Annotated in this window: 18 protein-coding genes; 3 read left to right on the plus strand and 15 right to left on the minus strand. The window is 32.0% G+C overall.

From position 1 onward, the window contains the following. Nucleotides 1-5: 5 nt before the first annotated feature. The 10 genes from WHA43_RS08850 to WHA43_RS08895 all read right to left on the minus strand — a co-directional run bounded on the left by WHA43_RS08850 (nucleotide 6) and on the right by WHA43_RS08895 (nucleotide 10,691). On the minus strand, nucleotides 6-1,139 hold the full coding sequence (locus WHA43_RS08850; RefSeq protein WP_226742876.1) for an ATP-binding protein: 1,134 nt from the start codon (nucleotides 1,137-1,139) through the stop codon (nucleotides 6-8). A 226-nt stretch (nucleotides 1,140-1,365) separates the two neighbouring features. Continuing rightward, the gene (gene sufD, locus WHA43_RS08855) at nucleotides 1,366-2,679 is read right to left on the minus strand and encodes a Fe-S cluster assembly protein SufD (RefSeq protein ID WP_105046698.1); all 1,314 of its coding nucleotides are present in this window, start codon (nucleotides 2,677-2,679) and stop codon (nucleotides 1,366-1,368) included. An 80-nt stretch (nucleotides 2,680-2,759) separates the two neighbouring features. Continuing rightward, the gene (gene sufC / locus WHA43_RS08860) at nucleotides 2,760-3,512 is read right to left on the minus strand and encodes a Fe-S cluster assembly ATPase SufC (protein ID WP_105046699.1); all 753 of its coding nucleotides are present in this window, start codon (nucleotides 3,510-3,512) and stop codon (nucleotides 2,760-2,762) included. A gap of 12 nt (nucleotides 3,513-3,524) precedes the next feature. Further along, nucleotides 3,525-4,361, minus strand: coding sequence for an N-acyl homoserine lactonase family protein (locus WHA43_RS08865; RefSeq protein ID WP_105046700.1), 837 nt, complete (start codon nucleotides 4,359-4,361; stop codon nucleotides 3,525-3,527). Between the two features lie 11 nt (nucleotides 4,362-4,372). Continuing rightward, nucleotides 4,373-5,821: a Fe-S cluster assembly protein SufB gene (gene sufB / locus WHA43_RS08870; RefSeq protein WP_105046701.1), complete on the minus strand. Its 1,449-nt coding sequence runs from the start codon at nucleotides 5,819-5,821 to the stop codon at nucleotides 4,373-4,375. 48 nt (nucleotides 5,822-5,869) lie between these two features. Next, a complete protein-coding gene (locus WHA43_RS08875; protein ID WP_105046702.1) occupies nucleotides 5,870-6,199 on the minus strand; it encodes a HesB/IscA family protein in 330 nt (109 codons plus the stop codon). A 104-nt stretch (nucleotides 6,200-6,303) separates the two neighbouring features. Next, on the minus strand, nucleotides 6,304-7,365 hold the full coding sequence (locus WHA43_RS08880; protein ID WP_226742877.1) for a cytochrome-c peroxidase: 1,062 nt from the start codon (nucleotides 7,363-7,365) through the stop codon (nucleotides 6,304-6,306). Beyond that, nucleotides 7,365-8,117, minus strand: a complete 753-nt coding sequence (locus WHA43_RS08885) for an MbnP family protein (RefSeq protein ID WP_105046703.1) — start codon at nucleotides 8,115-8,117, stop codon at nucleotides 7,365-7,367. The genes WHA43_RS08880 and WHA43_RS08885 overlap by 1 nt, the downstream gene beginning before the upstream one ends. Before the next feature lie 3 nt (nucleotides 8,118-8,120). Continuing rightward, a complete protein-coding gene (locus WHA43_RS08890) occupies nucleotides 8,121-9,422 on the minus strand; it encodes a hypothetical protein (RefSeq protein WP_226742878.1) in 1,302 nt (433 codons plus the stop codon). A gap of 39 nt (nucleotides 9,423-9,461) precedes the next feature. Beyond that, nucleotides 9,462-10,691 carry a choice-of-anchor B family protein gene (locus tag WHA43_RS08895; protein WP_105046705.1) on the minus strand — a complete coding sequence of 410 codons (1,230 nt, stop codon included), beginning with the start codon at nucleotides 10,689-10,691 and terminating at the stop codon, nucleotides 9,462-9,464. Nucleotides 10,692-10,871: 180 nt separating this feature from the next. Between WHA43_RS08895 and thiL the strand changes: the two genes are divergently transcribed. Beyond that, nucleotides 10,872-11,921, plus strand: a complete 1,050-nt coding sequence (thiL, locus tag WHA43_RS08900) for a thiamine-phosphate kinase (protein ID WP_105046706.1) — start codon at nucleotides 10,872-10,874, stop codon at nucleotides 11,919-11,921. Nucleotides 11,922-12,099: 178 nt separating this feature from the next. On the opposite strand, the gene WHA43_RS08905 is transcribed toward thiL, so the two are convergent. From WHA43_RS08905 to WHA43_RS08920, 4 genes are all read right to left on the minus strand, one after another. Next, a complete protein-coding gene (locus WHA43_RS08905; protein WP_105046707.1) occupies nucleotides 12,100-12,876 on the minus strand; it encodes an alpha/beta fold hydrolase in 777 nt (258 codons plus the stop codon). Nucleotides 12,877-13,000: 124 nt separating this feature from the next. Next, a complete protein-coding gene (locus tag WHA43_RS08910) occupies nucleotides 13,001-13,558 on the minus strand; it encodes a type 1 periplasmic binding fold superfamily protein (RefSeq protein ID WP_105046708.1) in 558 nt (185 codons plus the stop codon). Nucleotides 13,559-13,578: 20 nt separating this feature from the next. Then, complete coding sequence (locus WHA43_RS08915) at nucleotides 13,579-15,978, minus strand: TonB-dependent receptor (RefSeq protein WP_105046709.1); 2,400 nt, start codon at nucleotides 15,976-15,978, stop codon at nucleotides 13,579-13,581. Between the two features lie 33 nt (nucleotides 15,979-16,011). Beyond that, nucleotides 16,012-16,344, minus strand: a complete 333-nt coding sequence (locus WHA43_RS08920) for a hypothetical protein (RefSeq protein WP_105046710.1) — start codon at nucleotides 16,342-16,344, stop codon at nucleotides 16,012-16,014. A gap of 82 nt (nucleotides 16,345-16,426) precedes the next feature. Here WHA43_RS08920 and WHA43_RS08925 point away from each other — a divergent pair, with 82 nt between their 5' ends. Both WHA43_RS08925 and WHA43_RS08930 read left to right on the plus strand, forming a co-directional pair. Beyond that, complete coding sequence (locus tag WHA43_RS08925) at nucleotides 16,427-17,719, plus strand: branched-chain amino acid transport system II carrier protein (RefSeq protein ID WP_105046711.1); 1,293 nt, start codon at nucleotides 16,427-16,429, stop codon at nucleotides 17,717-17,719. 70 nt (nucleotides 17,720-17,789) lie between these two features. After that, entirely contained in the window at nucleotides 17,790-18,572 is a 783-nt protein-coding gene (locus tag WHA43_RS08930) for an alpha/beta fold hydrolase (RefSeq protein ID WP_105046712.1), read from the plus strand. Between the two features lie 97 nt (nucleotides 18,573-18,669). Here WHA43_RS08930 and WHA43_RS08935 read toward each other — a convergent pair whose 3' ends face one another. Further along, a complete protein-coding gene (locus WHA43_RS08935; RefSeq protein ID WP_105046713.1) occupies nucleotides 18,670-19,965 on the minus strand; it encodes an aminopeptidase P family protein in 1,296 nt (431 codons plus the stop codon). Nucleotides 19,966-19,995: the final 30 nt, after the last annotated feature.

Consider the following 19,995-nt stretch of genomic DNA (forward strand, 5'->3'; position numbering starts at 1 on the left):
TTTTATCAAATTGATTCCAATATTTCTTTCCAACTAGTTACGTTTCCTAGTGTTCGCTCTTGGTTAAAAAGTCCAGTATGAACTATGGTTTTACTCTTAACTAAAGAGGGTTTTAGTTTTTCAAAATAGGTTAATCCTTTGAACATATGAGGCATGATAGTTTCTGATGCTTTGATTTCCACTAAATTTAAAAGTTCAGAATTTTGCCAAATTAAATCTACTTCATGACCAACAGCGTCTCTCCAAAACCAAAAATCTAATAATAGATTGTTATGATAATTTTTTTTGATGAATTCATTTATCACATAATTTTCAAAAAGGCTTCCTTTTAGTGAGCTTAATTTTACGGTTTCAGCATCATTTATTTTCAACAAAAAACATAGGAGTCCAGTATCATAAAAATACAATTTTGAAGTTTTTGTTACTCGTTTATTAAAGTTAGAAAAATAAGGTTGCAATTGATAAACAATATAACTGCTCTCTAAAACAGAAATCCAAGATTTGGCTGTTGGTTGTGTTATGCCGCATTCGTTTGCAAGGGAATTCAAATTTAATAATTGACCTACTCTTGCTGCACAAAGTGAAATAAAATTTCGAAATTGTTTTAAATCTTTTACGTTGATAAGTTCTGATAAATCTCGTTCAACATAGGTTTGAATGTAATTTGAATAAAAAACTTTGGATGAAATAACTCTGTCGTAAATTGCAGGATAAAATCCTTTTTGAAGATTCACAGCAAAATCATCATCAAGCCAATTTGCCTCTTGCATTTCTGATACATCAAAAGGCAATAACTTAAATAAGGCAACCCTACCAGCTAAACTTTGCGTAATATTTTGCATTAAATGAAAGTTTTGAGAACCAGACAAAATATATTGTCCCATAATTTTATCTTCATCTACTTTGGTTTGTAAATATGAAAATAACTCTGGAACACGCTGTGCTTCATCAAAAATAACATAGTTATTATATTGCTTTAAAAAACCATTTGGATCATCTATTGCAAATTTTCTGATATCTAAATTCTCTAAATTTACATATTCGTAATCAGAAAAATAGCTTTTCAAAAAAGTAGTTTTACCAGATTGTCTTGGACCCGTTAAAGCCAGAATAGGATATTTATTTTTATATATATCCATTTCATGTTTAATCTTTCTATTTACACTCATAAGTTACTTGATTATGAGTCAAATATATAAATAATTTTGAAATTACACTAGTATTAACTTTGAAATTGCACAATATTATATTTTGAAATTACACTAGTATTAACTTTGAAATTGTATTATTTTATAAAAACAAAAAACGCAATCTCCCAAAATTTTTTTGGAAAATTGCGTTTTTAAATTATTCTAATACAATTAATTACAGATCAAAACCAATATTTACTTTCAGTTTTTGAGCAATTAATTTGGTAATTCTCTTTTTAACTTCAGGGATTTTTACGCTATCTAAAACTGTATTTGCAAACGCATACATCAGTAAAGCTTTTCCTTCTTTTTTTGGAATTCCACGTTGTTGCATGTAAAATAACGCATCATCATCTAATTGACCAATGGTACAACCATGAGAACATTTTACATCATCTGCAAAAATTTCTAGTTGAGGTTTTGCGTTTACAGTGGCTTTGTCACTCACTAAAACATTGTTGTTTTGTTGATATGCATTCGTTTTTTGAGCTTCTTTTTCTACAATTACTTTTCCGTTGAAAACTCCTGTAGAGCGTTCGTCATAAATGCCTTTGTAGTCTTGATGACTTTCGCAATTTGGCTCTAAATGATGCACCAATGTATGATGATCTACATGCTGTTTTTCTTCAATAATGGTAATTCCTTTTAAAATTGAATTAATGTGTTCGCCTTTTTGATAAAAGTTCAAATTGTTTCTTGTGATATTTCCGCCAAATGAAAATGTATGAACAGATACTTCACTGTTGGTTTTTTGCTCTATGTAAGTATTATCAACCAATGAAGCATGTAAATTATCATTTTGAATTTTGTAATAATCAACAGTGGAATTTCTGGCAGCAAAAACTTCAGTAACCACATTTGATAATACAGCATTTGAAGTCAAACTTTGATGACGCTCAATGATTTGAACATGTGCATTTTCTTCTACAACAATCAAGTTTCGTGGTTGCATCATGGTTGCAATTTCAGCCCCAGTTGTAAAATTTACAATTTGAATTGGCTTTTGAACTTCGACATTTTTTGGAATGTAAATATAAGCGCCTTCTTTTGCAAAAGCTGTATTTAAAGAAGTTAAGTTGTCTTGTTTTGCAATTTTATTGAAATAATTTTCAATAACAATTTTGTATTTTGGTTTTGTTAATGCAGCTGACATTAAGCAAACATCAATCGTATCGTGTGTAGTTTCTGATAAAAATGAATTGTATTTGCCGTCAATAAAAACTACTTTATACGAATCAATTTCTTGAATCAGATATTTTTTAACATCTGCCAAATCAATTGCAGTTTCTTTGTTTGGAAACAAGCAATAATCATTTTTTAAAATTACATTCAAGGAAGTATATTTCCAAGCTTCTAATTTTTTTGATGGAAAACCGAGTTTTTCAAAATTTTCAAGCGCTTTCATACGAATTTCATGAATATCAGAATTCATATCCATGTCGTTTTCAAATGCTACGTATGATGAAAGAATTTTATCTTTTAATTCCATTGTTTTTAGTTTAAAGTTCAAAGTTCAGAGTTCAAAGTTTCTCAACTTTGAATCACAAATTTTGAATTTTGAATTCAATTTTAGCTTACCAATTCCTGTTTAATCCAATCATATCCTTTTGCTTCCAATTCTAAAGCCAATGATGCATCACCAGTTTTAACGATTTTTCCATCGTATAAAACGTGTACAAAATCGGGTACAATATAATCTAACAAACGCTGATAATGTGTAATTACTAAAACCGCATTGTCTTTTGATTTTAGCTTGTTTACACCATTTGCAACGATTCTCAAGGCATCAATATCCAAACCTGAATCTGTTTCATCTAAAATGGCGATTTTAGGTTCTAACATTGCCATTTGAAAAATTTCGTTACGTTTTTTTTCTCCTCCAGAAAATCCTTCGTTTAAAGAACGTGATAAGAATTTACGATCAATTTCTAATAATTCTGATTTTTCACGGATTTTTTGCAACATATCTTTAGCAGGCATGTCTTCTTGACCTCTTGCTTTTCTAGTTTCGTTAATCGCAGTTTTGATGAAATTCGTAACAGAAACTCCAGGAATTTCTACTGGATATTGAAACGATAAAAACACGCCAGCATGTGCTCTTTCTTCAGGAGCCAATTCGCTGATATCTTCGCCATTCAACTCAATAATTCCCTCTGTAACCTCATAATCTTCTTTACCAGCAATTACGTTTGCTAAGGTACTTTTTCCAGCACCATTTGGACCCATAATTGCATGAACTTCACCAGCTTTTACATGGATATTTAATCCTTTTAAGATTGATTTTCCGTTAATTTCAGCGTGTAAATTGTTAATTTTTAACATGATTTCAATATCTTATTTGTTTAATAATTTTCCTAATTTTTCAAAATCCTTAGGCGAATGTTGAATGATTACTTCTGCATTTTTTTCTTTTGCAAAAGCTTCAAAAACGGCCATACTTTCTAAAGTTTGTTTTACATCATAATTGAATGATGGAACACCTTTATTTTTTCTGTTTTCTTCAAAATGATACATATCACCTGTTAATAAAATTGGTTTTTCCAGTCCAGAAACTTTTACGTACAAAGCTTGATGACCAATTGTATGACCTGGAGTATATTTGATAATCACAGTTCCATCACCAAAAACATCATAATCTCCTTTGATTTTTTTCACTTTTGTTAAACTTGCCAATGATGGATCTTTTTGTGGCAATGAATCGCCTAAAACAGCATTGTATTCATTTTCTTGAACAATCCAAGTAGCATTTTTCATATAATTGGCATGACCTGTATGATCAAAATGTGAATGAGACATTGCAAAATATTGAAAATCTTCTACTTTAAATCCGATAGATTTTAACTGATTTACCAACGAATCTGGGCGTTGAATTCTGTAAACACCACTTGGTTCATCATAAGGTTCAGGAATTACCAATTGTTCAGGCAAACCTGCATCCCACATTAAATTTCCTTTTGGATGAGAAATTACATAATAGGCGTCTGTAAATTGTTTTGATTGCCCTGTGTAAGTTGTATCCTGAGAAAAAACTTCTAATTTTTTTACCAAAATAGAGCCTCCCACTAATTGAAAAAGTTTTACTTCGGGTTTGGTGTTTTCTTCTGATTTCTTTTCAGTGTTTTTGCAACTTACGATAGCTAAACCTAAAAATAATATAATAATTTTTTTCATCTTTTTTTATTTTATCCTACTGAACCTTCCAATGAAATTTCTAATAATTTTTGAGCTTCTACAGCAAATTCCATAGGCAATTTGTTCAATACTTCTTTACTAAATCCGTTAACGATTAACGCAATTGCTTTTTCAGTATCAATACCACGTTGATTGCAATAAAATAATTGGTCTTCTCCAATTTTACTTGTAGTAGCTTCGTGTTCTATTTTTGCAGTATTGTTTTTTGCTTCGATGTACGGAAATGTGTGAGCACCACATTCATTACCCATCAATAAAGAATCACATTGTGAAAAATTTCGAGCATTTTCTGCTCTTGAATTTATTTGTACTAAACCACGATAACTATTTTGTGATTTTCCAGCAGAAATTCCTTTAGAAATGATGGTTGATTTGGTGTTTTTTCCCAAATGAATCATTTTAGTTCCTGTATCTGCTTGTTGAAAATGATTGGTTACTGCAATCGAATAAAATTCGCCAACAGAATTATTTCCTTTCAAAATACAACTTGGATATTTCCACGTAATTGCAGAGCCAGTTTCAACTTGAGTCCAAGAAATTTTTGCATTGGTTTCGCACAAACCTCTTTTAGTTACAAAGTTATAGACACCACCTTTTCCTTCTGCGTCACCTGGAAACCAGTTTTGAACGGTTGAATACTTAATTTCAGCATCATCCAACGCAATCAATTCTACAACTGCTGCATGCAATTGATTTTCATCTCTTTGTGGAGCTGTACATCCTTCTAAATATGATACATAACTTCCTTTGTCAGCAATCACTAATGTTCTTTCAAACTGACCAGTTCCACCTTCATTGATTCTAAAATAGGTTGATAATTCCATAGGACATTTTACGCCTTTTGGAATGTAACAGAAAGATCCATCAGAAAAAACAGCCGAGTTTAATGCTGCATAAAAATTATCAGTAGTTGGTACTACAGAGCCAATGTATTTTTTTACCAACTCTGGATGTTCTTGAATCGCTTCAGAAATTGGCATAAAAATAATTCCTTTTTCTGCCAAGGTTTTTTTAAATGTTGTTGCTACAGAAACAGAATCCATCACAATATCTACAGCTACATTTGCCAATTTTTTTTGTTCTGCTAAAGAAATTCCTAATTTTTCGAATGTAGCCAACATTTCAGGATCAACTTCGTCTAAAGAATTTAGTGTTGGTTTCTTTTTTGGTGCAGAATAATAGGCAATTTCTTGAAAATTTGGTTTTTGGTAGTTGACGTTTGCCCATTCTGGTTCTTTCATTTTTGTCCAACTGCGATACGCTTCTAATCGCCAATTCGTCATCCATTCTGGTTCGTTTTTCTTTTTGGAAATTGCACGAACTACATCTTCATTCAATCCTTTTGCAAAGGTTTCACTTTCTATTGCTGTATAAAAACCATACTCATATTGCTTGGTTTTTAATTCTTCTTTTAAGTCTTCTTCAGTATATTTACTCATAATTTTTTCGTTTTACTCCTTCCCTTTTGGAAGGTTTGGGATGGGCATTTACAGAGAAAAACTCTCTCCACAACCACAAGTTCTATTGGCATTTGGATTGTTAAAAACGAATCCTTTTCCGTTTAAACCTCCAGAATATTCTAATGTGGTTCCTACTAAATATAAAAAGCTCTTTTTGTCAACAATGATTTTGACATCATTTTCTTCAAAAACTTTGTCGTTTTCATGTTGTTGGTTGTCGAAAGTTAAATTGTATGACAAACCAGAGCAACCACCACTTTTTACACCAACTCTTACAAAATCTTTTGAGGCATCAAAGCCATCTTCCGTCATTAATTCAATGACTTTCTTTTTTGCTGTGTCAGAAACTTTTATCATAAACTTAAATAGATTAAATCTAAATTGAGTGCAAATATACCACATTTCATCAATAAAAATTGTTAATAATTTATTATCAACTACTATGTAACTATTGATTTTTCTTATGGATTTTTAAAAGAAGGATTGTTGATAAACTCAACATCTGATAACGAAAGTAAAAATGCTTTCAAATCGGCTTTGTCTTTTGCAGATAATTGCACGCCACCTTGTGATACTTTTTTCATTAAAGGATCAATGGTTGATGAAAATTGCAAACCTTCAGAATAATGATTGATAACTTCTTCTAAAGTAGTAAATCTTCCATCATGCATATAAGGTGCTGTAAATGCTAAGTTTCTGATTGATGGTGATTTAAACTTTCCATTGTCTTTTGGATCGCCAGTTTTTGCGCCCAAACCAAGGTCAGAAAAAGTTTTGTCAAGACCATTATTATGAAACAAATTGTCTGTCCAAAGTGGATTGTTGTTGCTGCCATGACAATGAAAACAATCGCCTTTTGCTTCGTCCATAAATACGTTGAATCCATTTTCTTCTTCAGGAGTTAAGGTGGTTTCGCCTCTTAAAAATCGGTCGAATTTCGAGTTTCCAGAAATCAAAGTGCGTTCAAATTGTGCAATTGCTTTGGTGATTAAAACAGAATCTATGGTTGCTATTCCAAAAGCTTTTTTAAATAAGGTTGGATATTCAGGATGATTTTGCAATTTTTGAGTTACATTTTTCCAAGTTTCGTGCATTTCAATTGGGTTTCTGACAGGTTCAAAAGCTTGATTTTCTAAGCTAAATTCACTTCCATCCCAATTGAATAATTCATCAAAATTCCAAGCCAAATTGAACAAAGGCATTGCGTTTCTAAATCCTTTTTTTCCATCAATTCCTACACTAAATTGTTGCGAATCTGAAAAAGCATTTTGTGGATTGTGACAAGTTGCACATGATTGTGTATTATCTTTTGAAAGCAATTTTTCAAAGAACAATTTTTTTCCCAAAGCAACACCTTCTTGTGTCAAAGGATTGTTTGCGGGAATAATTGGCGCAATCAATTTTTGTGAAAAAAGCGAAGGAATTTCTAGATTATAAGCAACAGGTGCATATAAATCTTCTTCTTTGGATGAGCAATTCATCAAAAGAAAAATGAGAGATAGAAAAACCCAATTTTTAGTCATTATTCATTTGAAATTTCACCCAAAGAAAACACATTTCTACCATTTTCACTCATCAATTTTTGAGCATCAAAATTGGGCATTAAAACAGTATTTAGCACATTCAAATCCCATAAATTCGGATTTTTAAACCACTCAGCCACATTCATTTTGATTTCGATTGTTGTGTTTTTTGAAAACTCGATTGTACCAATTTCAACTTCAAAAGAAGTATCTTCCAAAATTAAATTCATTGGATTTGACATATTTACAGCCCTGATTGTGTGATAGTTAAAATTTGCATCCTGATTATTTGAGTCTTTATATTTTCCGTCAAATTGCATGTAATGATACCCTCCACCCATCATCATTGGCACATTGAATGACGTAGAATTTAAGTCTTGATACACACCATCTACATTGTCAACATCTGCAAATCCAAAACGAAATTTTACAAAATTGTTTCCTTTAGGAACTTGATTTAACACAATTTCAGTTCCTGTATTTTCACCAACATTGATGAGTTGATATTTCTTGCTAATTTGCCCAATAGTTACATTAGAAACTACATATCTCAACAAGTCAATACTGATGAGTTCTCCGTTTTCAGTCGTAAATTTAAAATTGTCAAAATCGTTTTGATTTATGGGAATTCCATCCCAATTGTGGGTAAATTTTACAGTAACATTTACTGGATCAAAATTAACGCAACAGTCTTTTTTTTCGCATGAATTAAAAAGAAAAGTCAGAAAAATAAGTACATAAATCCGTTTCATTTTTTAGTTTTTTAGTTTGATGAGTAAACCATCAGAAAAGCCTTTATTGATGGGAATTAATTCATTATTACTATTAGATTCACCAATGGCAATGATTGAATTGTCTGGCATTTCAATAATATCATTTAAAAAATCGTTTTCAGAACCTCCTAAAAATTGTTGCCAAACTTGATTTCCAGCATTATCGATTTTTAAAATCCAACCATCATTTTGACCTAAATTGGTAAAGTTTGCGTTTTGGCTTCTAGAGTTTCCTGCAATTAAAAATCCGCCATTTTGAGATGGAAAAATTGCCCTACCTACATCAAAACTACTTCCTCCAAAAGTTTTTTCCCACAACAAATTTCCATCAGAAGTCATTTTGATGAGCCACAAATCAGCAGCACCATTATTGCTAAAAACGTCTTGGTTAGAACTTCTAGTATCGCCAACAATCATAAAATTTCCATCATTGGTTTGGCAAATTCCTCTTGGTTCTTCAATTTCTGAACCACCAAAATTTTTCTCCCAAATTAAGGTTCCGTTTGCATCAATTTTTAAAATCCAAAAATCGTATTGACCTTTATTGTTTGAAATATTAAAATCATTGCTATCAGAAGAAGCGCAAATTATAAATCCATTGTCATTGGTTTTTGTGATACCAAAAGGAGTATCAGTAAATGTGCCTCCGTAATAATTTTGCCATTGTTTATTGCCTAATGCGTCTAATTTTATTGCCCAAACGTCACCACCTGCATGTTTTTGAACGGATTTATTTCCTTGTCCTCCAGAAGCAGAAACATCTAAAACTCCCGAAAGTAAAAAGCCGTTATCATTGGTTTCAGTGATTGCATAACCAGTATCTGTTCCAGAAAAACCGAACGATTTTTGCCAAGAAATGTCACCATTTGCAGTGATTTTTATTATCCAGAAATCTTGATCACCGTTATTTTCAGTAACATCACCATCAATACTTTTGCTGTATCCAAAAAGGGCAAAACCACCATCATTTGTGGCAATTAAGTCTGCTCCTCTGTCATCTTCAGAACCTCCAAAAGTTTTACTCCAAATCAAAGAATCATCAGTAGAAAACTTCAAAACCCAATAATCAAAACTTTCATCGGTTTTATCAGTAATATCAAGATCATTACTTTGCGTAAATCCTAAAATGGCATAACCACCATCTGTTGAATTTACGATTGATTGAAAAGCATCATTTTTTGATCCTCCAAAGGTTTTTACAATTGATATTTTTGGTGAGTTTTCTTCATTTTCTGGAAAAAAAATTCCGTTATTTTTTGAGCAATTTACTATGAATAAAAGCATCAAAAAAAACAGTAATTTTTTCATAAAAATCAAGAAATATTATTGTGATTTTCTGACGATGAATAAGCCATTATCAATATCACTAATTACGATATTTCCACTTTCAAAATACGGATACACACTCCAAGCTCCGTTAAAACCAGCAATATTATTTGTTGGATAGGTATCAAAAAAACCAACTTCAGTCATGCTTTTGTTGGCAATATTGGTAATGTCAATAATGCGAATACCAGCTGTATAATTTGCCAAATAAAACGTGTTGTTTTTAACATAACCATTATGATCAATGGCGTCTGTTGGACCAAAATAATTGAATGAAAACTGAGGATTGTCTAAATCAGAAAAATCAAAAATAATGGTTCGTGTTTTGTTTCCAAAACGCATTTCATCTATTTCATCACCCAATAAAAAGTAACGCATATCTTGTGTAAACCAACCTTGATGTACATAACCAACATTTGCGTAATTGATTGAAGAAAGTTTGATAGGATTTGCTTTGTTGGTAATATCTACAATGACAATTTCGGTTTCATTGCTTCCTATTAAAATTTCTTTTCCTGTATGTTCAGAATCTGGGCCTGCATAAGTAACAACTTGAGCATCATGACTATAATTTCTAAACCCGCCCTCACTTATAGGATTCAAAGGATTTTGAATGTTGATGAATAAAGGACCTCCTGCATAAGTGCCACTTCTACTTGTACCAACAGGAAAAGCATATCCTTTTGATTCATTGATGACAATATTATGCGCACTTCCAAAACCTGTAAATGTAGTTTCTGCAGTAAAATTTTGAGGAGGATTTGTTACAGAGCGCAACTTTGTCAAGTCAAAAACTTGCATTCCGTGGTTTGCTGCCTCACTTACGATAAACGCATAATTATTGTAAACTTTGATATCTCTCCAATCGCTATTTACGGTTGCTGTTGGTAAAAAACCCAAAACGATTGGCGCAGATGGATTGCTAATATCTACAAAAGAAACACCTGTGTTTAAACCTACCAAAGCATATTCTTTTTTAGTTGTTGGATCTGTCCAACCCCAAGAATCATTTCCTGACAAATTACTTGAGGGAGTATTTGATCCATCTAAATCTGATAAAGTTATATGCGCCATCAAATCGTACTTATTGCAAGGATAAATGTCTGCAAATCCGTTTACACATTTTGCCAAAGGAACATAATCAACATTGGGCTCATCTTCAATGATTTCTGTTTTTGAACAAGAAATAATTGCTAAAAAACTTATGAAAAAGGCTATTTTTTTCATCAATATAATTTTTGAGTTTTGTGTTTATAACGAAACAATTAAGATATCTATTTTACCAGCATCAAATCTGTTTCAACAAATGTAATTAATTATTGCACAAGAATTGAAAAGCAATTGCTTATTGATAAATTTCACTCTTAAAAAATCAATTAAAAGCAAAGAACTTGCTATTTTTGCAACATGTTAGAAGATAAAAATCCACAAAGAACGTCATTGGCTGAATTGGGTGAGTTTGGACTCATCAATCACATCACGAAATATTTCTCGATTTCTCACAAATCAACCCTAAAAGGTGTTGGAGATGATGCTGCTGTTTTGGATGCTTCTACAAAACAAACCGTAATTTCTACAGATTTGTTGATTGAAGGTGTGCATTTTGATTTGAGCTACATGCCTTTAAAACATTTAGGATACAAAGCTGTAATGGTTAATTTGTCTGATATTTATGCAATGAACGCTACTGCAGAGCAAATTACAGTTTCGTTAGCAGTCTCTAACAGATTTCCTTTGGAAGCTATTGAAGAATTGTATGCAGGTATTCAGTTAGCTTGTGAAACGTATCATATTGATTTGATTGGTGGCGATACCACTTCATCCACCAAAGGAATGTTGTTGTCAATTACTGCCATTGGTAAGGCAAACAAAGAAGATTTGGTTTTTAGAGATGGTGCAAAACCTACTGATTTAATTGTAGTTACGGGCGATTTTGGAGCAGCTTACTTGGGATTGCAAGTCTTGGAAAGAGAAAAGCAAGTATTTAAAGTAAACCCTCAAAATCAGCCAGATTTAGAAAATTACACGTATTTAATAGAACGTCAATTAAAACCTGAAGCCAGAAAAGATATTGCCGATTTGTTAAAAGAATTGGATGTAAAACCAACTTCTATGATTGATGTTTCTGACGGAATTTCATCAGAATTGTTTCATATATGCACTCAAAGCAAAGTAGGATGCAAAATTTACGAAGACAAATTACCTTTAGACCCACAAGTGATCAATGCTTGCGAAGAATTTGAATTGGATTCAACTACGATTGCTTTAAGTGGAGGTGAAGATTATGAACTACTTTTTACAGTTCCAATTGATGCTTATGACAAAATAAAAGGCAATCCAAACTTGTCAATTATTGGTCATATTACTGAACAAAATCAAGGTTTGCAATTGATTACAAGAGGAGGTCAAGAAATTGAATTACGCGCTCAAGGCTGGAATGCGTTGAAAGAAAGTTAAATTAAGCTAGTTTTATAAAACATACAGCTTTGTGTTTTTTGTGTCTACTTTGAGGATTTTGTGGAATAACTATTACACAAAGTTTCACAAAGAAGGCACGAAGTTTCACAAAGAAACTCCAAAAAGAAAATTATATATAAAATACAAAAACAAACATTATATTTTCGTTAATTTGATTTTATTTTTTCAATAACGTTTTCAAAGCAGCCAAAAGTTCCTGGGCGTTTTCAATAAAACTCATATGTCCACCATCAAAAATTACATAATTTGTGTTGGTTTTTAGAGCTTCTTCCAAAGAAATAGTTACATCAATTACAGGATCTTTTTCGCCGATAATTATTAGTTTTCTGTATGTAGCTTCTGTCAAAATGTGATTTCTATTTGGGCGAATTTTCATCCCTTCTTGTGCAGCCAAATATCCTTGTAAAGTAGTTTTGAGCGCTTCTTGTTTTAGGATTTCAATTTCAGAAGTAAATTTCGAAACGTTTTCTTGATAAAATAAATTCGAAATTGATATTTGAATCATGCTTTTCAAATTGGTTTGTGCCATTTTATTAGCACGTGTTCTAATGTCTTTTCGCTCTTCAGAATCTTCGTTAGAAGTGGAATTCATCAAACACAACCCTTTTATTTTTTCAGGATTTTTTTCAGCAAAAGCCAACGCAACATAACCTCCTAAAGAATGTCCTATCAAAACACATTTTCTAATCTTTAAATGTTTCAACACAGCAGCAACAGTTTCTGCAAAAAGTTCCATAGTGTGGATATATCCCAAACTATCAGAATTTCCATGACCTAATAAATCAATAATAATTATTTTGTTTTTTTTAGAAAGTTCAGGAATTAAGTTTTTCCACATCGTGGAATTTTCTAAAAAACCATGCAGCAAAACTATTGCAGGTCCTTTTCCATGAGTTTCAAAATAAATATTGGCTCCTTTAAATGGTAAAATCATGCTACAAAGAAAAAAATAAAAGCGAGTAAAAACCCGCTTTTATCTATAAAATATTTTCCTATCCTAGATTTTTTTCAAAAATCTGACCTTTCCAAAGGAAAGGTGAAAAGGGAAATTTATCCTACTAGTTTACTGTTAAAGAGAAAGTTGCTTCAACATCAGTTTCTCCTCCAGCATTGGTAATGTTTCCTGCACTTACTCCTGATGCAGTTTTATTTGGTTCATGACGTAAAGTAACTGTCAAATTTCCAATTCCTGCAGTTGTAGTTGTTAAATTGAAAGTGATTCCAATGGGTCTGCCATTTTTGTCTACATCTGTATAATTTATAGTGGCAATACTGTTAGAAAACGTATAAAAAAACTGGTGCTCATCACCTTCTTCTTCCACTTCTAAAGTGATATCCTCAGCAGGAGATTCAGTTTCATTCAATACTTGTGTTACTCCAGTATAGGTTGTATTTGCTAGCAAAGGTCCTGAAACAGTGGTTACAGGAGCATTTGGTCCATCACCATCTAAATCTTGCAATTGTAAAGTAACTACACTTCCTCCACCTTGAGGTGTTAATGTTACTTTTAAAGTAGTAATCAATTCTTCTTCGTTTACGATCTCTGGATTGTCACTTGAGCAAGAGGTTAATGACATGATTACTAATGAACTAAATAAAAAAATGTATTTTTTCATGATATGTATTTTTAAAATTTTTAATAATTAATTTTGATTTGAAGTTGAAAATTTCTTCCCAAATCATCTGCAAAAAATCGAAGTCTGTTCAGATAATTTCGGTAAGAAGTGTTTAAAAGATTATTGATGTTTAAACTCACCTGAATTTTGGAGTGTTTTCCCCAATCAAAATTTAGGGTATTGTTGATATGAAACAGATGATACGCATTTGGTGGCGTACTAATATCTACTAAAACTGTCGTGTTTGTTTTTGCAATAAATTGATTGAAATTAAAATCAGGAAAACGATTTTGTCTACCTACAAACTCGCTAATTAAGGTGCTTGAAAATCCATGCCAATCAGTGTTTTTGTAACTTATCGAATTTCTCATTTGAAAAGGAGGCATATCAATAATAGGCATTTTGTTTTCAGTGTCTTGTGCATAGATGTAAGAAGTATTTAAAGAATATCCCCAATTTTCTGAAAATTCTTTTTGAATATTGATGTCAAAACCAAACAAGATTGCATCTGTTTGACGATATTCCCACTTTGGAAAAGCGCCTCTTATGGTTTGTTCTGTGCCATTTGGAGCAATGAAAATATAATCTTGAATGGCATTTACATACGTATCAATTTGCCATTTTGAAGAACTATTCTCTCTTAAAAAAGACATTGAAAAACGATTCGATTTTTCTGAATTCAATGTTAAAGAACCTAACTCGATTCTTGCTGCTGAATGATGCAAACCATCACTAAACAATTCTGAAATGTTTGGAGGTCTTGTTGCCATTGTATAGTTGAATAATAACGAATTTTCATCAGAAAGTGTTCTTTTAGCACCCAAAGAAATCGCGAAATTGTGAAAACTCAACTCCGGATTTGTCAATAATTGCGTTCCTAAATCCTGAATTACCAACTCAGGAAACAACACGTCATATCCTAAAGCATTCCAACGACTTGTTTGATAAAACTTTTTTACACCATAAAAATTAAAATCATAGCGCAAACCAGCATCAAACAACCAATTTTCTGAAAATTCATGTTTGATGGTTGTGTAAACCCCAACATCTGTTTTTTGATAATCAGGAATTAAACGACGCACACCAGTTGCAGGATTTGCCACATTTTCTTGAAAACGAAACAACATTCCTGATTGAAAAGTCCATGAATTTTTGGCATCAAACAAAAAATCGGCAGTTGCAGTATGTGTTTGTAAATTCAAGTCTACAGCAGGAATAAATCGATTTTCGCCAATTCTACGATCATATTCAAAACGTTGATTTTCTTGAAAATCATATTGCAACGTTAATTTTCCAATATTTTGAAAGCGTTTAAAATAACTTACTTTGGCTATAAAATGAGTCACATCTTGCTTTGGATTATCAATAGTGTAGCTAAAATCATTCTGAATCAAAGGTTGTTGACTGTTTAACGCATTCACCAAATCCTGAATTCCACCAATATGCGAAGCTCCTAAAATCCCAATTTCATTTGCAACAGAACTCACAAAAATATTCCAGCCAGTTTCAAAAGTTTTATAACCAGCATTCAACGAAAATGCTGTAGAAGCTGATCCTGTATTTGTTAAAAAATAATCAGGCGCTCTAAAATCTCCAAAACGTTTGTGAGTAGCATTGGCATCTAAAAAATAGCCGTTTTTATACGTTTTATGCAATGAAGTAGCAATATTATAGGCATTTCCATTGGTTTGAAAACTAGTTATTGTGCTTCCAAAAAGCGAATCTTTTCTGATAGGATTTTTGGGATTTAAAATCACAACTCCACCAATAGCATCACTTCCAAAAGCCAAAGCTCCTGCACCTTTAATGACAGAAACGTTTTCAGAAGAATTCAAATCGATGTTTGGTGCATGTTCAATTCCCCATTCTTGGTCTTGCAAACGAACTCCATTGTTCATCACAATAATTCTGCTGCTGTGCATCCCATTGATCATGGGTTTTACAATTGCATTTCCAGTATTGATTGATGAAACTCCCGCAATTTCTTTCAAAGCATCACCCAAAGAAGCAGCACTGTAGTTTTCTAATATTTTTTTAGATAACACAGTTTCTGAAAGTGATGTCACTTTTTTGACCACTATTTTTCCTTTTAAAGTAACTTCTTCTAGTTCTTCTGAATGATGTTCTAATAAAAATTTTCCTTTATAATTTCTATCAATTTTGATGGTTTTTTCGGAAGTTTTACAACCAATATGCGAAATAACCAAGGTAATTTTTCCATTGCAAACATTGGCGATAGTAAAATTCCCTTCACTGTCAGAAACAGCAAATTTATTGGTGTTTTTTATTAAAATGGTTGCATTGTCAATGGCAGTTCCATCATGGAAATCTACAATAGTTCCTTGTATGTTATAGGTGCATTTTTGACTGAATGCCCAAAAGACATTCATGCAAAAAAACACGACGAGTATTTTTTTCATCTGTTTGTTTTAGTTTGTAATAAAGCGAATACTTTATGACAAACTTGGTGGTCCTCTAAGGAAAGATGTTGCTTTTTCTGATGAAGAAAAGGCAGTTGTGTAAATGAAGTTTTTTTCAGCAAAAAGAATGTCAATTTTAGTTTCAAAAACTAAGTTTGATGGACTATTTGCTGAGTTTATCGTATAATTTAAAAAATCGCAATCATCTTCTAATTGATGAATATGACTTTCTATTTTGCTAGAACAAATGCTGTGATTGTGATCTTGAAAAACGTGTTCTAATTTCAATGCAAAAGGTAACATTAGCGCGAATAAAAGCACAATGCTGAGTGTTTTTTGCAGTAAATTTTTAATGACTAGAAACATTTTTTATCAAAAAGTTTAGCAAATATAAGAGAAATCACTTTTTTAAAGCGAAACATTGTTATTTTTAACGAAATTATCACAAATGAATTCGTTTAAAAGTAAAGAAATTTGGATTAGTGGATTTGCGCTTTTTTCACTTTTTTTTGGTGCAGGAAATTTAATTTTACCCACTTCTTTGGGTCTAAAAGCAGGCTTTAATTGGTGGATTGTTTTGTTGGGTTTTGCATTAACAGCAGTTTTTATTCCCATTTTATCCATTTTTGCACATGCCAAATTACAAGGAACTTTGTTTGATTTTGGCAAAAAAGTGTCTCCTGTTTTTAGCACTATTTTTTGTTTGCTAACGTATACAATTGCCATTGCAATTCCTGGTCCAAGAACGGCTGCTGTAACACATGAAATGGCTATTCAGCCTTTTTTTGATGTAAGTCCTTTGCTTACAAGTAGTATTTATTTTGGATTGGTGTTTGTTTTTGTCATCAATCGTTCTAAAATTATTGATGTTATTGGAAAATTTTTAACACCAATTATTGTTATCATTTTATTGATAATCATTGTGTTAGCTATTATTTCTTCTCCAGAAAATAACTTGTTACCAACTATAAAAAGTCCTTTTGTAGATGGAATTTTAGAAGGATATCAAACTTTTGATGCCATTGCAGGCGTTGTTGTTGGAGCAGTAATGATTGTTTCTTTAAACTTAGGAAACCTTCACACTTTTGATGAAAAAAAGAATGTCATTTCAAAATCAGGATTGATTGCAGGTTTTGGATTGTTGCTCATTTATGGTGGATTGATTTTTAGTGGCTTTTTATTCAGTGCTACTTTTCCTGAAAATGCCACAAGAATTGATATTTTAACGAGTTTGAGTTTGCAAACTTTGGGTGATTTTGGAAGGATTTTCTTAAGTGTTTTAGTGGCTTTAGCTTGTTTTACAACGGCTGTTGGCGTGGTTACAGGTACTGCAGATTATATAAAAGGAATTTGTAAAAACTCGCAAAAAGCGTTTGTAATTACTACTGGAATTTGTGCGATTATTGGCATTTTAGTAGGCAGTTTTCAAGTAGATTTTATCATCATTTTGGCTGTACCAGCGTTGATGTTTTTATATCCAATTACGATTGTGTTGATTGTATTGAATGTTTTGCCTAATAAATATGGGTCAAAATTGGTTTTTAGAGCAGTTGTTTTCACCACATTTTTATTCAGCATTCCTGATTTTTTAGGATTTATAATTGATGAAAAATATCTAGTAACTATTAAAAATATTATTCCTTTAGCCAACAATAATTTGGGTTGGGTTTTGCCGAGTTTGTTGGTTTTTGTGGTGGTGAATTTTTGGGGCAACAATAAAATTGATTTAACAGAAATTTAATTTTCTTAATTTTTCACAATCTTAAAATCAGTAATAAAATCCCTATTTTTGCTTTTTTAAAATTTAACATTTGCTACACTATTATTCATATCCAAATGCAAACGCCACAGAATGGGTTACTTTTGTGCATGGTGCAGGAGGAAGCAGTTCTATTTGGTACAAACAAGTGCGTGATTTTAAAAAAGAATTCAATGTATTGATGTTGGATTTGCGTGGTCATGGAAATAGCAAACCGAGTTTAAAAGACACCTTCAATCCGAAATATACTTTCGAAACAATTACGAATGATATTGTAGAGGTAATTGAACATTTACAGATTCAAAAATCACATTTTATTGGCATTTCTTTAGGGACAATTCTCATTAGAAATTTGGCAGAAATGCGTCCTGATTTAGTGCAAAGTATGATTTTGGGTGGTGCCATTATCAAATTGGATGTTCGCTCTCAAATCTTGATGAAAATTGGAAATATTTTCAAATCAGTTGTGCCTTATATGTTTTTATACAAGTTGTTTGCATTTATCATAATGCCCAAAAAGAATCACAAAAAATCACGTTTGTTATTTGTAAATGAAGCCAAAAAACTATATCAAAAAGAGTTTTTACGATGGTTTAAATTGACGGCTGAAATCAATCCTTTACTGCGTTTTTTTAGAGCGAAAGACATTAAAATCCCCACTTTATACATTATGGGTGCTGAAGATCATTTGTTTTTGCCATCTATCAAACATGTTGTTTCTGAGCATCTTAGTTCAACACTTTTTGTAATTGAAAATTGTGGTCATGTTGTAAATGTTGAAAAACCTGCAACATTCAATGTACAAACGATTCGTTTTATCCAATCTTTGGCGTAAAAAAATAATCTATAATTTAAAACACCTCACAGGTTTTTAAAACCTGTGAGGTGTATAAAAATTTTTAAAGATTAGAAAATATAAAGATTCGAATTCCTTATTTCTGATTCATCAAATCTTCAATTTCATCTGCTTCAATCGGAATATTTTTCATCAAATTGAAAGGTTCACCTTTTTCTTGTACAACCACATCATCTTCTAAACGAATTCCAAAACCTTCTTTTGGGATGTAAATTCCAGGCTCAACAGTAAACACCATATTTGCTTTTATGGGTTCGTGAATCAAACCATAATCATGCGTGTCTAAACCAATATGATGACTTGTTCCGTGCATAAAATATTTTTTATAGGCAGGCCATTTTGGGTCTTCATTATGAACATCTGCTTTGTCTATCAACCCTAATTTTAGCAATTCTGAGGTCATGATTTTACCAACTTCTACATGATATTCTTTCCAAAAAACGCCAGGAACTAACATTTTTGTAGCTTCTTTTTTTACATTATTTACAGCATTGTACACCGCTTTTTGTCTTTCAGTAAAACGTCCAGAAACCGGAATTGTTCTCGTTAAATCACTCTTATAATTGGCATATTCTGCAGCAACATCTAGCAATAATAAATCACCAGCTTTACACTCTTGATTATTTTCGATGTAATGCAACACATTTGCATTGTTGCCTGAAGCAATAATAGGTGTGTATGCAAACCCTTTAGAGCGATTTCTTACAAATTCGTGCAGCAATTCAGCCTCTATCTCATATTCCCAAACTCCCGGTTTTACAAATTGCAACAATCTGCGAAAACCTTTTTCAGTGATGTTGCATGCTTGTTGCATCAAATCCAACTCAATAGCATCTTTTACAGAACGCAAACGTTGCAATATTGGATTGCTTTTTGCAACACTATGTGCAGGATATTTTGCCAACAACCATTTTGTAAAGCGATCTTCACGCGTTTCAGTTTCTACTTTTGCACGGTAATGTTCGTTGGTATTGATGTAAAAAGTATCGCAATAAGAAGCCATTTCAAACAACACTTTTTCCAATTCTTGCAACCAAAAAACGGTTTTTATTCCAGAAGTTGCAAAGGCAGCTTCTTTAGTTAGTTTTTCACCTTCCCAAACTGCAATATGATCATTGGTTTCGCGCACAAAAAGTACTTCACGCAATTCATGATTTGGACAATCAGGAAAAATCATTAATACACTTTCTTCTTGATCTACACCACTCAAATAAAAAATATCTCTATGTTGTTCAAAAGGCATGGTGCCATCTGCACTTGTAGGATAAATATCATTCGAATTAAAAATTGCCAAACTATTTGGCTTCATTTGAGAAGCAAAATTTTTGCGGTTTTTAATAAAAAGTGATGCGTTTATTGGGTGGTATTTCATGATAAAAAGTTTTAAAATACAAATGTAGGA

The sequence above is a fragment of the Polaribacter gangjinensis genome, from assembly GCF_038024125.1.
Classification (GTDB): domain Bacteria; phylum Bacteroidota; class Bacteroidia; order Flavobacteriales; family Flavobacteriaceae; genus Polaribacter; species Polaribacter gangjinensis.

Bases quoted from the DNA above. Each gene is read 5' to 3' on its own strand.
- WHA43_RS08915 (WP_105046709.1), bottom strand. From the start codon at position 15,978: ATGAAAAAAATACTCGTCGTGTTTTTTTGCATGAATGTCTTTTGGGCA.
- WHA43_RS08895 (WP_105046705.1), bottom strand. From the start codon at position 10,691: ATGAAAAAAATAGCCTTTTTCATAAGTTTTTTAGCAATTATTTCTTGT.
- WHA43_RS08865 (WP_105046700.1), bottom strand. From the start codon at position 4,361: ATGAAAAAAATTATTATATTATTTTTAGGTTTAGCTATCGTAAGTTGC.
- WHA43_RS08920 (WP_105046710.1), bottom strand. From the start codon at position 16,344: ATGTTTCTAGTCATTAAAAATTTACTGCAAAAAACACTCAGCATTGTG.
- WHA43_RS08910 (WP_105046708.1), bottom strand. From the start codon at position 13,558: ATGAAAAAATACATTTTTTTATTTAGTTCATTAGTAATCATGTCATTA.
- WHA43_RS08890 (WP_226742878.1), bottom strand. From the start codon at position 9,422: ATGCTTTTATTCATAGTAAATTGCTCAAAAAATAACGGAATTTTTTTT.
- sufB (WP_105046701.1), bottom strand. From the start codon at position 5,821: ATGAGTAAATATACTGAAGAAGACTTAAAAGAAGAATTAAAAACCAAG.
- thiL (WP_105046706.1), top strand. From the start codon at position 10,872: ATGTTAGAAGATAAAAATCCACAAAGAACGTCATTGGCTGAATTGGGT.
- sufC (WP_105046699.1), bottom strand. From the start codon at position 3,512: ATGTTAAAAATTAACAATTTACACGCTGAAATTAACGGAAAATCAATC.
- WHA43_RS08925 (WP_105046711.1), top strand. From the start codon at position 16,427: ATGAATTCGTTTAAAAGTAAAGAAATTTGGATTAGTGGATTTGCGCTT.
- WHA43_RS08885 (WP_105046703.1), bottom strand. From the start codon at position 8,117: ATGAAACGGATTTATGTACTTATTTTTCTGACTTTTCTTTTTAATTCA.
- sufD (WP_105046698.1), bottom strand. From the start codon at position 2,679: ATGGAATTAAAAGATAAAATTCTTTCATCATACGTAGCATTTGAAAAC.
- WHA43_RS08935 (WP_105046713.1), bottom strand. From the start codon at position 19,965: ATGAAATACCACCCAATAAACGCATCACTTTTTATTAAAAACCGCAAA.
- WHA43_RS08905 (WP_105046707.1), bottom strand. From the start codon at position 12,876: ATGATTTTACCATTTAAAGGAGCCAATATTTATTTTGAAACTCATGGA.
- WHA43_RS08880 (WP_226742877.1), bottom strand. From the start codon at position 7,365: ATGACTAAAAATTGGGTTTTTCTATCTCTCATTTTTCTTTTGATGAAT.
- WHA43_RS08875 (WP_105046702.1), bottom strand. From the start codon at position 6,199: ATGATAAAAGTTTCTGACACAGCAAAAAAGAAAGTCATTGAATTAATG.
- WHA43_RS08850 (WP_226742876.1), bottom strand. From the start codon at position 1,139: ATGGATATATATAAAAATAAATATCCTATTCTGGCTTTAACGGGTCCA.